Here is a 12,458-nt window from a genome sequence, read left to right as displayed (position 1 = left end):
CGAGCGGGCGGGCGGCTCGTTCGGCTACGCCCTGCCCGTGAGCAACGGCAAGTACACGGTGGTGCTGCACTTCGCCGAGACGTACTGGACGGCGGCGGGGCAGCGCGTGTTCGACGTGGCGGCCGAGGGGGCGAAGGTGCTCACGCGCTACGACATTGTGAAGAAGGTGGGGCCGCTGACGGCCACGAGCGAGACGTTCGCCGTGGCGGTGGCCGACGGGGTGCTCAACCTGGACTTTGCGGCCCCGTACGCGGGCGGCGGGGTGGACCAGGCCAAAATCTCGGCCATCGAGGTGCTGGTGCCGGCGGCGGGCAACCAGGCCCCGGTGGCCAACGCCGGGGCGGCGCAAACCGTGACGCTGCCCACGAGCAGCGCGGCGCTGGCCGGCAGCGGCACGGACGTGGACGGCGCGGTGGCGGCCTACGCCTGGGCGCAGGTGAGCGGGCCGTCGGCGGCGGTGTTTTCGAGCCGGGCGGTGGCGGCCCCGTCGGTGAGCGGGCTGGCGGCGGGCAGCTACGTGTTCAGCCTGGTGGTGACCGACAACCAGGGGCTGGCCAGCGCGGCGAGCACGGTGGCCGTGACGGTGAACCCGGCCACGACGGGGGCGGTGGCCTACCGCATCAACGCCGGGGGCCCTGGGCGGCGCAAACCGTGACGCTGCCCACGAGCAGCGCGGCGCTGGCCGGCAGCGGCACGGACGTGGACGGCGCGGTGGCGGCCTACGCCTGGGCGCAGGTGAGCGGGCCGTCGGCGGCGGTGTTTTCGAGCCGGGCGGTGGCGGCCCCGTCGGTGAGCGGGCTGGCGGCGGGCAGCTACGTGTTCAGCCTGGTGGTGACCGACAACCAGGGGCTGGCCAGCGCGGCGAGCACGGTGGCCGTGACGGTGAACCCGGCCACGACGGGGGCGGTGGCCTACCGCATCAACGCCGGGGGCCCYCAGGTGACGAACGSCATCGGCRCGTTTGAGGCGGATAAACTCTTTGCCGGGGGYACGCCCAACGCGGGSAACGCGACCATYGCGGGCACGGCGAACGGGGCGATGTACCAGAGCGAGCGGGCGGGCGGCTCGTTCGGCTACGCCCTGCCCGTGAGCAACGGCAAGTACACGGTGGTGCTGCACTTCGCCGAGACGTACTGGACGGCGGCGGGGCAGCGCGTGTTCGACGTGGCGGCCGAGGGGGCGAAGGTGCTCACGCGCTACGACATTGTGAAGAAGGTGGGGCCGCTGACGGCCACGAGCGAGACGTTCGCCGTGGCGGTGGCCGACGGGGTGCTCAACCTGGACTTTGCGGCCCCGTACGCGGGCGGCGGGGTGGNCGAGCGGGCGGGCGGCTCGTTCGGCTACGCCCTGCCCGTGAGCAACGGCAAGTACACGGTGGTGCTGCACTTCGCCGAGACGTACTGGACGGCGGCGGGGCAGCGCGTGTTCGACGTGGCGGCCGAGGGGGCGAAGGTGCTCACGCGCTACGACATTGTGAAGAAGGTGGGGCCGCTGACGGCCACGAGCGAGACGTTCGCCGTGGCGGTGGCCGACGGGGTGCTCAACCTGGACTTTGCGGCCCCGTACGCGGGCGGCGGGGTGGACCAGGCCAAAATCTCGGCCATCGAGGTGCTGCCCGCCACTACCTGCCAAGGCATAGCAACGCCTACCGTTGCCACGCCCCCGGCGTATTGCACGGGAGCCACGGCCGCTCCGCTCGGCAACAGCGTGACGCTGGCTGCAGGGGCTACCCTGGTGCTCTACAGCGCTGCTACGGGCGGCACGGCACTGGCTACTGGTTTTGTGCCTTCCACCACGGCCGCGGGAAGCACTACGTATTACGCCGCCCAGCTGGTGGGGGGGTGCGAAAGCGCCCGGGTACCCCTCGTGGTAACGGTTACGAATGGCCCGGCCGCGCCCGTGGTCACGAGCCCGCTGGCCTACTGCGTGGGCACTGCTTCCGACTTGCTCAGTGCCAGCGTTGCGCTGACGGGCGGGGCCACGCTGCGCTTGTACAGCAGCCTTACGAGTACGGCGCCGCTGGCTGATTTCCGGCCCTCAACGGCCGTGGTGGGCAGCACAACCTACTACGCAGCCCAGGCCACGAGCAGCTGCGAGAGCCCCCGCGTTGCCGTGGTTGTTACGATCGGCAACGGGCCTGCTGCACCAGTTGTGGCCACGCCGCTGGCTTACTGCGTGGGGGCCCAGGCCGCCCTGCTGAGCGCCAGCGCTACGCTCACGGCCGGGGCTACGCTCCGTTTGTATGCCAGCGCCACGGCCACGGCCGTGCTGGCTGATTTCGCGCCCGCGACGACGACTGCGGGCAGCACGACTTATTACGCGGCGCAGGCGATTGGCAGCTGCGAGAGCAGCCGGACCCCCATCGTAGTCAACGTCACCAACGGCCCGGCGGTGCCGGTCGTGGTGAGCCCGCTCACCTACTGCGTGGGGGCCCAAGCGGCTTTGCTAAGCAGCAGCGTGACGCTGGCCACCGGGGCCGTGCTGCGCCTGTACGCCGCTGCCAGCGGCGGTACGGCTCTGGCCGATTTTGCCCCTTCAACAACGACGGTAGGCACCGCTACTTACTACGCGGCGCAGCTGCTCAACGGCTGCGAGAGCGGGCGCACAGCGGTTGTCGTCAATACAACGAATGGCCCGGCGGCTCCCGTTACCGTAAGCACGGTGGGGTACTGCATCGGCGACCAAGCCGCCCCGCTAAGCGCCAGCGTTACGCTCGCGGCCGGGGCCACGCTGCGGCTGTACGCCAGCGCCACGGCCACGGCCGTGCTGGCTGATTTTGTTCCCTCCACTACGACGGCAGGCGTTACGGTGTACTACGCCGCGCAGCTGGTGGGCACGTGCGAAAGCGGCCGGACTGCCCTGACCGTTGCGGTTGGCAGTGGCCCGGCAAAACCAAGCGTAGCTACCCCGCTTACGTATTGCCAGGGCGCGGCTGCGAACCTGCTGAGCGCCAGCGTAACGCTGTCCTCCGGAAGCTCGCTGCGCCTGTACACTGCTGCCAGCGGTGGTACGCCCATCCCTGATTTTAGCCCTTCGACGGCCGCCCTGGGCAGCACCACTTATTACGCGGCGCAGGTGACGGGAAGTTGCGAAAGCGCCCGGGCCCCAGTGGTGGTGACGGTGGTAGAAGGCACGGCCGCGCCGGCTGTGGTGAGCCCGCTCACTTACTGCGTGGGGGCCCAAGCGGCCCTGCTGAGCCGCAGCATCACGCTGGCCGCTGGGGCCACGCTGCGCCTGTACGCTAGCGCCAGCGGCGGTACGGCTTCGGCTGATTTTGCGCCCGCCACAGCAACGCTGGGCACCGCTACTTACTACGCGGCGCAATTGCTCAACGGCTGCGAAAGCAGCCGGACCCCCATCGTGGTCAACGTTACCAACGGCCCGTCTGCACCGGTCGTGGCGAGCCCGCTCACCTACTGCGTGGGGGCCCAAGCGGCTTTGCTGAGCAGCAGCGTGACGCTGGCCACCGGGGCTACACTGCGCCTGTATGCCAGCGCAACGAGCACGGCTCCGTTGGCCGACTTTATGCCGACTACGGCTACGCTGGGCAGCACCACGTACTACGCGGCGCAATCGCTCAACGGCTGCGAAAGCAGCCGGACCGCCATTGTGGTCAACGTCACTAATAGCTCGGCGGCTCCCGTGACGGTGGGCTCTGTGGGATACTGCGTCGGCGACCAAGCCGCATTGCTGAGCACGGGTGTCACGCTCACCACCGGGGCCACGTTGCGCCTGTACGCCAGCGCCACGGGCACCACGGCTCTGGCCGACTTCATCCCGTCGACGGCTACGGTAGGCAGCACCACTTACTATGTGGCCCAGGTACTCAGCGGCTGCGAAAGCAGCCGCACTCCGCTCACCGTTGCCGTCACCAATGGCCCGGCAAAACCAGTTGTACTCACTCCATTGGCCTACTGCCAAGGCGCTGCCTCCAGCTTGCTAAGCGCTAGCGTCACGCTGACCACCGGGGCCACGCTGCGGCTATACGCCGCTGCTAGCGGTGGTACGGCTCTGGCCGATTTTGCCCCGTCGACGGCAACCCTGGGTACCGCTACCTACTACGCGGCGCAGGTCACGGGTAGCTGCGAAAGTGACCGGGCCCCCATTGTGGTCAACGTCACCAATGGGCCGGCCGCGCCGGTCGTCGTGAGCCCGCTCGCCTACTGCGTGGGCACCCAGTCGGCGCTAATAAGCAGCAGCGTAACACTGGCTACCGGGGCCACGCTGCGCCTGTATGCCAGCGCAACGAGCACGGCCCCGTTGGCCGACTTCATGCCTGCTACGGCGGCGTTGGGCAGCACCACATACTACGCGGCGCAATTGCTCAACGGCTGCGAAAGTGGTCGGGCCCCCATCGTGGTGAATATCACTAACGGCCCGGCGGCACCAGTTGTCGTGAGCCCGCTCGCCTACTGCGTGGGTACCCAGTCGGCGCTAATAAGCAGCGGCGTCACGCTCACGACCGGGGCTACGCTGCGGCTATATGCCAGCGCAACGAGCACGGCCCCGTTGGCCGACTTCATGCCTGCTACGGCAGCACTAGGCAGCACCACGTACTACGTGGCGCAATTACTCAACGGCTGCGAAAGCAGCCGGGCCCCCATTGTGGTTAATGTTACCAATGGGCCAGCGGCGCCGGCTGTGGTGAGCCCGCTCACCTACTGCGTGGGGGCCCAAGCGGCTTTGCTGAGCAGCAGCGTGACGCTGGCCACCGGGGCCACGCTGCGCCTGTATGCCAGCGCAACGAGCACGGCAGTGTTGGCCGACTTCATGCCCGCCACGGCCACGCTGGGCAGCACCACGTACTACGCGGCGCAATTGCTCAACGGCTGCGAAAGTGACCGGGCCCCCATCGTGGTCAACGTTACCAATGGGCCGGCGGCGCCGGTCGTCGTGAGCCCGCTCACCTACTGCGTGGGCGCTGCTTCCGCATTGCTGAGCAGCAGCGTCACGCTCACGACCGGGGCTACGCTGCGCCTGTATGCTAGCGCGACGAGCACGGCCCCACTGGCCGACTTCATGCCTGCTACGGCAGCACTGGGCAGCACCACGTACTACGCGGCGCAATTGCTCAACGGCTGCGAAAGCAACCGGGCCCCCATTGTGGTTAATGTTACCAACGGGCCAGCGGCGCCGGCTGTGGTGAGCTCGCTCACCTACTGCGTGGGAACCCAGGCGGCGCTGTTGAGCAGCAGCATTACGCTCACGCCCGGGGCCACGCTGCGCTTATACGCCACCGCCACGGGCCCCGGCACCTTAGTGGAATCTGCGCCCTCAACGGCAGTTGTCGGCAGCACCACTTACTACGTGGCCCAGCAGCTCAATGGCTGCGAGAGCGGCCGGGTGCCGATGGTAGTGAACGTGACGGCGCCGCCGAAAGCCCCGACTTTGCTCCCGCCCGCTGGCGTCAACGGCACCAGCATTGCGGCCTGGGGCGATTCGTTCACCGACGCCAACTACGGGCTTTACCCGCAGCTACTGGCCAAGCTCACGGGGGGCACGGTGTACAACGGCGGCATTGGGGGCCAGACCTCGGTGCAGATAAAGGACCGGATGGTAGCCGCTCCCGCCATGTACAACTGGCCGGTTATCATTTGGGTGGGACGCAACGACTCCAGCGTGCCGGCCCAGATCAAGGCCAGCATTGCCACCATGGTGGCCACGCTGGGCCATAGCAATTACCTGATCATCAGCATTTGCAACGGCTCGGGTGAAGGCATTGGAACCTACGGCTACGGCTTGGTGAAGCCCCTGGACGACGAGCTGGCGGCGATTTACGGCAACCACTTCCTCGACGTGCGCTCGTTCCTAGTCGACCATTACGACCCCACCCAGCCGCAGGACGTGGCCGACCATGCTGCCGACGTGCCGCCTACTTCGCTGCGGCAGGACTTCCTGCACCCCAACAAGGCCGGCAGCACGCTCATTGCCAACTACATCTATGCCAACCTGAACCAGCTGATGGCCGCAAACTACTGCCAGGGCGCGGTCGCCCAGCCCCTGAGCAGCGGCGTAGCCCTGTCGGCCGGTGCCAGCCTGCGCGTTTATAATAGCGCCACGGCTACCACGGCCACCGGCGACTTCACGCCCGCCACCACCGCCGCCGGCAACACTACTTACTATGTGTCGCAGGCCCTCGGCGGGTGCGAAAGCCCCCGCACTGCCCTGACGGTGAACGTGACCAACTGCGCCAGTGGCGCTACGGGCGGCGCAGCCAGCAGCTTGGCCACCAGCGTAGCGGGTAGCCAGCAGGTGGGGGCCCCATCGGCTTCCGCCGCCAAAGCCCAGCTCGAGGCGTACCCCAATCCGTTTGCCAACGAAGCCAGCGTAGACTTTGCGCTAGCTACCACGCAGGCGTATGCCCTCGAACTGTACGACTCCAAGGGGGTGCTGGTCCGGCACATTGCCTCGGGTACGGCCCAGGCCGGCACCAAGTACCACTACCAAGTGAGTGCCCACGACCTGGCAGAAGGCGTGTACCTGGTGCGGCTGATGGCCGGCAAGGACAGTAAAATGTTCAAGCTCACCCTGGCCCGGTAAGCCCCCCGGCTGCGGTCCACAATAGAAAGGGCCCCCGTTTGCCAGCTGGCAGGCGGGGGCCCTTTCTATTGCAACGAATGGTGGAGCAAGCGCGGGATTTAGGGCCCTGGGGCCCTAAACCCCGCGCTACTTAAACTTCTACCTTGAGGGTGGCGGGGCGTTCGGTTACTTCAAACAGCTCGCCGTGGGGCACAATGGTAATCTGGCCGTATTCCTGAAGCAGCATCTTGTAGGCATCGGCTACGGGGCGGGGCTTGCGGTCGAGGTCGAACAGGCCGCAGGCATTCACGGTGCCGGTTTTGGTGGCCATGCCCTTGTCCCAGTCAATCTGGTCGATGAGCGAGTACCACGTGAAGCCGAGCACCGGCACGCCTTCCTTGCGCATGCGCAGGATGTTGACCCACTGCTTCCAGAGCCACGTGGGGCCCTCGTTGGCATCGAACACGTTGGTTTCGGTGTGCATCACCGGCTTCTTGTAGCGCAGGTAGTAGTCGCGGGTGATGTTGTACCAACCCAACACGTCCATGCTGGTCACCATTTCGCCGTTGGGCAGCATGATCTTCTCGTTGCGACCGTAGTAGTCGTTGCCCATAATCTGGTACCCGGGGGGCTCGCCGGCCATAAACCAGTCGTACTCGCGGCGGGTCATACCATTGTCATACAGGTAGTTGAGTACCTCGCCCTCCGGGTGGTGGGCATACAGCAAGTCCAGCGACGTAAAGCGCAACAGGTTTTCCAGTTGCACGGCCGAGGTGTGCTCGGCGCGCAGTTCGTGCGTGAATTCGGCGGATTCGCTCTGCACAATTACGCAGTCGGGGCGGTGCTTGGCAATCTGCTGGTTGCCCATGATGCTGGCCGCCACGCAGTGCTTCAGGGCCGTCACGAAGGCCTTATCCGACTTCAGCTGCTCGTTCCAGATGCCGTCTTTGGCGCTCATCTTGGCCGTCACGTAAATCTCGTTCACGGGCGTGTAGTAGCGCACCCACGGGTAGCGCTTGGCCACCTGCTCGCAGTAGTCGGCGAAGTGCACCACCAACTCGGGGTTCTGGAAATTGCCCAACCAGTCGGGCACGCCAAAGTGCATCAGGTCGAGGATGGGCGTGATGCCCAGGCGCTGCATTTCGCCCATCGCCAGGTCGGCAAATTCCCAGTCGTACTTGCCGGGGCCCTGCTGAATCTGGTAGTAGGGCAGGCCGTAGCGCAGCACCTTCAGGCCCATTTCCTTCACCAGGCCCAGGTCTTCCTTGTAGCGGTTGTAGTGGTCGCACTCGGCCAGCATGTCGCGGCGGGTTTTGCCGTTGTCAATGGTCGGGTAGCTGCACTCGATGCCGGTGGCGAACATGAAGTTGTTGGGCAAGCCCGTGGGCAGGCCGTTGCCGTTGTGGCCCCGGGCCCCGCCAAACTGGTCGCCCTCGTAGTCGCCGCTGCCGTAACGGTCTTTTATCTCAGTGAGAAAGGATTTCATCGGAATTAGTTGTTAGTTGCTCGTTGTCAGTTGTTCAGCTCGTTGAATAGCTCAGTTGTACCTGGCAACCGACAACGGGCAACCAACAACTAAAATCAGGCGTCGCGGCGCATCTCGCGCTCCAAGAACTTGTCCGCCGTGCGCAGGCTCAGGGCCATGATGGTCAGGGCCGGGTTCACGCTCAGGGCGCTCGGGAACGTGGAGTTGTCGGAGATGTAGAGGTTGGGCACGTCGAAGGCGCGGCCGTCACGGTCCACCACGGCGTCGTCGCCGCTCAGGCCCATGCGGGCCGTGCCGATGACGTGGGCGTAGCGGTTGAAGGCCCAAATGTCGGTGGCCCCGGCGGCCTCCCAGATGTCGCGCATGATGCGCTCGGCGTGGGCGTTCATGCGGTGCTCGTTTTCCTGGGCCGTGAAGTGCAGGCGCGGCTTGGGCAGCTGGCGGGCGTCCAGCTCGTCGCTGAGCTCCAGGTAGTTGCTGGTGTGGGGCATGCAGTCGCCGAGGATGTTGATGCCGGCGATGTGGTTGAAGTTGCGCATGTAGTCGCGCAGGGGCTGGCCCCACATTTTGCGGCCCCGGGCCACCTGGCCGGCGAAGGTCACGGGCATCACGCCGATGCTTTGCAGCAGGTAGCCGCCGGCAAAGTCGGCGTCTTTGGGCCGGTGGGTATCCTGCGAGATGAGGCCCCCGGGAATGCCTTTGTTGGGGCGCACCTCGTCGGCAAACGTGCCCCAGACCTGCACGCCGGGGTGGGCCATCAGGTTGTGGCCCACCTGGCCGCTGCTGAGGGCCAGCTCGTTCATCAGCAGCAGGCGCGGGGTTTCGACCGAGCCGCCGCAGAGGAACAGGTTGCGGCAGGGCTGGCGGTACTGCTGGCCGTTCTGGGTATATACCACGGCCGTGATGAGGCCCTGGGCGTTGCGCTCAATCTCGGTCACGAAGCTGTTGGGGCGAATTTCGGCCCCGTACTTCACCGCCAGCGGGATAAACGTGACGTCCATGCTGGCCTTGGCGCCGTTGGAGCAGCCGGCCTGGCAGAAGCCGCGGTTGGTGCAGGCTTCGCGCCAGCCCACGCCTTCTTGGTAATAGCGGGCCGACAGGGCCGCGTTGGGCGCGGGCGAGGTGCGAATGCCGATTTTCTCGGCCCCGCGCACCATCAGCTGGGCGGCGCTATTGAGCGGCAGCGGGGCCAGGGCGTAGCCCTTGGGCCGGCTGGGGCCCCAGGGGTAGGGCGTGGGGCCCGACACGCCCAGAAACTGCTCCACCTCCTCATAATAAGGAGCGAGGTCGTCATAAGTAAGGGGCCAGTCCTCGCCCTTGCCGAAGTCGCGCTTGATATGCAGGTCGTCGGGCAGGGGGCGGGGCGTGTAGGCGGTGTAGTGCAGCGTGGAGCCGCCCACGCCGGTGCCCGAGTTGTTTTTGCCCATGGCCAGCGGGTCGCCGCCGGCCGAGAGGCGCTCGTCGTTCCAGAACAGGAAGTCCTGGGCCTGCTCGTCGGTGGCAAAGTCTTTTTCGGGGTTGTGCCAGGGGCCGGCTTCCAGGGCCACCACCTTCAGGCCGGCCTGGGCGAGGCGGGCCAGCAGCGGGGCCCCCCCGGCCCCAAGGCCGATGACCACGCAGTCCACTTCCTCAAGCGGGGCGGTGGTGGGCTGGGCTTTTTCCTGCGGAACTTCTAAAGCGGGGGCGGTGGCGGGCGCGTCGGCCATCAGCTCGCGCAGCAGCGGGTCCTGGATTTCCGGCTGCACCGGGTTCAGAACGCCTTCTTCTAATACTTCTTCGTCGGGCATCTTAGCAATAAATGAATGAGTGAATGAGTGAATGGACGGGGAAAGGGGCGAAGGAATGGGACGGCTTTTTGGCCAATCACTCCTTCACTCACTCGCTCATTCACTCATTGGTACTTCGCGGGCTTCTTTTTCGTTGAGGCCAATTTTCGTCCAGGCGGGCAGGTCGGCCATGCCCACGTAGCCAATTTCTTCCTGGGCCAGCGGGTGAGCGTAGTAGATGGTGGTGAGCTCGGCCAGCATTTCCTCAAAAAAGCGGTCGGCGTTGAGCGTTTGCCAAGTGGTGCCGGGCGGGTTGCCGCCGGCCAGGGCCCCCACCACCTGCCCTTGCTGGCCGGCGTCGAGGCGCTCAAAATCCTGCCCAAACAAAGCCTGCGCAATCTCCTGGATGCCGCCCAGGCCCAGGCGGTAGGCCTCGCGGTCGGGGGGCAGGGCGTCGTAGCGCCAGCCGTCGGAGCGGCCTTCCAGCAGGCGCTGGTCCACGGACGGGGCCAGCGGGATGGGCTGCTCGGGGCGGTCGGGCTGCGGAAACAGGCAGGCGGCCACGGCTTCGAGCAGGGCGAAGGTTTCGGGAGCCAGGAACTGCGGGACGTAGTCGGCGGGGGCGTCGAGGCGCTGCTGCAAGGCGGCGCGGGTGGCGTCGGACACGTGCGCGGTGGGCAGCAGGGCGCGCACCGTGCCGGCCGGGTAGTGGGGAGCGGTCATCGGAAACAGGGGGGGGTGGGAAGGAACGGGCGTTGAAACGGCAGGAACCAGTAAGCTCAACGGCAGACGGCCGCTGCTGGTTTCTGAAAGTCTTCAGAATTGGTTAAACCGCCCAGGGCCCCAATCGGTTGGCGGCGGGGCCCAAAAAAAAGCAGCCGGCGCGGGCCGGCTGCTTTTGGCAACGAAACGGGTACGGGCGCGCTTACTTGAACAGCGCCAGCGCCTTGAGGAAGGTTTGCGAAACGCCCCAGGCGAGGGGCAAGCCCACGAAGAGCCAGGCGAGAACGGCGGAGCCGCCCGCCGACGATTCGGAGGCGTTGGGGTTGGGAGCTTGCGGATTCATGATCAGAAAGAGCTTATGAGGGTGGAACGCCGCTGCCTAGTGGCCGCCGGCTTCGATGGTGACGGGGCCTTTTTCCTGGTACTTTTCGTTGACGGCGGTGATGGCCAGGTCGGCCAGCAAGCCCACCACCAGCAGGCCCGCCATGGTGTAGAACACGTTCTGGTACGCGGCTGCGCCGGTCAGGCCCTGCTCCTTAGCGTGGTCGTGCAGCTGGTGCACAATCAGGGGCCCCAGCACGCCGGCCGTGCTCCAGGCCGTGAGCAAGCGGCCGTGGATGGCCCCCACCTGGTACTTGCCGAACAGGTCGGACAAGAACGCCGGGGCCGTGGCAAAGCCACCGCCGTACATGCTCACAATTACGCAAGCCGCAATTACATAGAAGGTTAGCTGGAGGTTGCGGCCCAGCGTGGGCACCAGGGCGTAGAGCAAAATGCCGAGGCCGAAGTAGATGGCGTAGGTGGTTTTGCGGCCCAGCTTATCAGAAGCCGACGACCAGAAGAAGCGCCCGAGCAGGTTGAATAGGCTGAGCAGCCCCACGAAGCCCGCGGCGGCGGCGGCCGTTACGCCTAGCCCCGCGCCCATGGCCTTGTCCGAAAACGTGTCCTGGATGAGTGGCGAAGCCGTTTCGAGCAGGCCAATGCCGGCCGTTACGTTGGTGAGTAGCACCACCCACAGCAGCCAGAACTGCGGCGTTTTGATGGCGTTATCGGCCGATACGTTGCCGGTGGTGATGAGGGCGCTGTGCTCCTCGTTGGGCACGTAGCCGGCGGGCTTCCAGTCGTCGGCGGGCACCCGGATGGTCCAGACGCCGAACTGCATGAACAGGAAGTAGATGATGCCCAGCACAATGAACGTGGGGGCCACGCCCTGCGGCGCGCTGCCCTTAAACTGCCCCATGAGGGCCACCGAGAGGGGCGAGGCAATCATGGCGCCGCCGCCGAAGCCCATGATGGCCATGCCCGTGGCCACGCCCTTGCGGTCGGGAAACCACTTGATAAGGGTGCTCACCGGCGAAATGTAGCCGATGCCCAGCCCGATGCCGCCCACGAAGCCGTAGCCGAAGTAGAGAAGCCAGATGTTGTGCATGCTAATGCCCAGCGAGCCGATGAGGAAGCCGCCGCCGAAGCACAGCGCCGCCGCCAGCATGGCTTTGCGGGGCCCCACGCGCTCGAGCCACTTGCCAAACAAGGCGGCCGACAAGCCCAGCAGCACGATGGCGATGGAAAACGTGATGCCGATTTGGGTGGGCGTCCAGTCCAGGGCGTCGGGCTTGGCCGGGTCGCCGCTGATGAGCGAGCCCAGCGGCTTGTTGAACACGCTGAAGGCGTAGGCCTGCCCGATGGCTAGGTGAATGGCCAGGGCCGCCGGCGGCACCAGCCAGCGGTTGTAGCCGGGGCCCGCAATGGTGCGGTTCCGGTCGAGGAGTGAGGTCGAAGTATCGGCCATGAAGAGAGAGAAGTAAGGGTGGGAAAAAGTAATAGCCTGGCAAACCGGGGCCCCAAAGGCTCAACAGTTAGCAGGAAGAAAGGTAGGCGGGTTTACGGGCTTTCGGCCCTCGGCGGCCGGGAAAGGTTGCTAATCAGCTATACCTGCCCGGAGCGCCAACGAAAAGCCGGACCGC

At 66.2% G+C, this 12,458-nt stretch carries 7 protein-coding genes; 2 read left to right on the top strand and 5 right to left on the bottom strand.

Features of this window, described 5'->3' with window-relative positions:
* Positions 1 to 655, top strand: a 655-nt coding sequence (locus EAH73_RS23135) for a malectin domain-containing carbohydrate-binding protein (RefSeq protein ID WP_205013009.1), incomplete at its 5' end; no start/stop codon positions are given.
* Positions 652 to 6,540 carry a malectin domain-containing carbohydrate-binding protein gene (locus EAH73_RS14445; RefSeq protein WP_161599560.1) on the top strand — a complete coding sequence of 1,963 codons (5,889 nt, stop codon included), beginning with the start codon at positions 652 to 654 and terminating at the stop codon, positions 6,538 to 6,540. The genes EAH73_RS23135 and EAH73_RS14445, both read left to right, overlap by 4 nt.
* Before the next feature lie 130 nt (positions 6,541 to 6,670).
* Here EAH73_RS14445 and EAH73_RS14440 read toward each other — a convergent pair whose 3' ends face one another.
* From EAH73_RS14440 to EAH73_RS14425, 5 genes are all read right to left on the bottom strand, one after another.
* Complete coding sequence (locus tag EAH73_RS14440) at positions 6,671 to 8,011, bottom strand: family 1 glycosylhydrolase (protein ID WP_170214090.1); 1,341 nt, start codon at positions 8,009 to 8,011, stop codon at positions 6,671 to 6,673.
* Between the two features lie 89 nt (positions 8,012 to 8,100).
* Entirely contained in the window at positions 8,101 to 9,792 is a 1,692-nt protein-coding gene (locus EAH73_RS14435; RefSeq protein ID WP_140467702.1) for a GMC family oxidoreductase, read from the bottom strand.
* Between the two features lie 96 nt (positions 9,793 to 9,888).
* Entirely contained in the window at positions 9,889 to 10,494 is a 606-nt protein-coding gene (locus tag EAH73_RS14430) for a gluconate 2-dehydrogenase subunit 3 family protein (RefSeq protein ID WP_140467700.1), read from the bottom strand.
* A 202-nt stretch (positions 10,495 to 10,696) separates the two neighbouring features.
* Positions 10,697 to 10,837, bottom strand: a complete 141-nt coding sequence (locus EAH73_RS23305) for a hypothetical protein (RefSeq protein ID WP_170214087.1) — start codon at positions 10,835 to 10,837, stop codon at positions 10,697 to 10,699.
* A gap of 36 nt (positions 10,838 to 10,873) precedes the next feature.
* Positions 10,874 to 12,283, bottom strand: coding sequence for an OFA family MFS transporter (locus tag EAH73_RS14425; protein ID WP_170214086.1), 1,410 nt, complete (start codon positions 12,281 to 12,283; stop codon positions 10,874 to 10,876).
* Positions 12,284 to 12,458 lie beyond the last annotated feature (175 nt).

The organism is Hymenobacter nivis (assembly GCF_006439025.1).
Classification (GTDB): Bacteria; Bacteroidota; Bacteroidia; order Cytophagales; family Hymenobacteraceae; genus Hymenobacter; species Hymenobacter nivis_A.
Note: the sequence above shows the minus strand (reverse complement) of the source record. Positions and strands in the feature narration are given on the sequence as shown.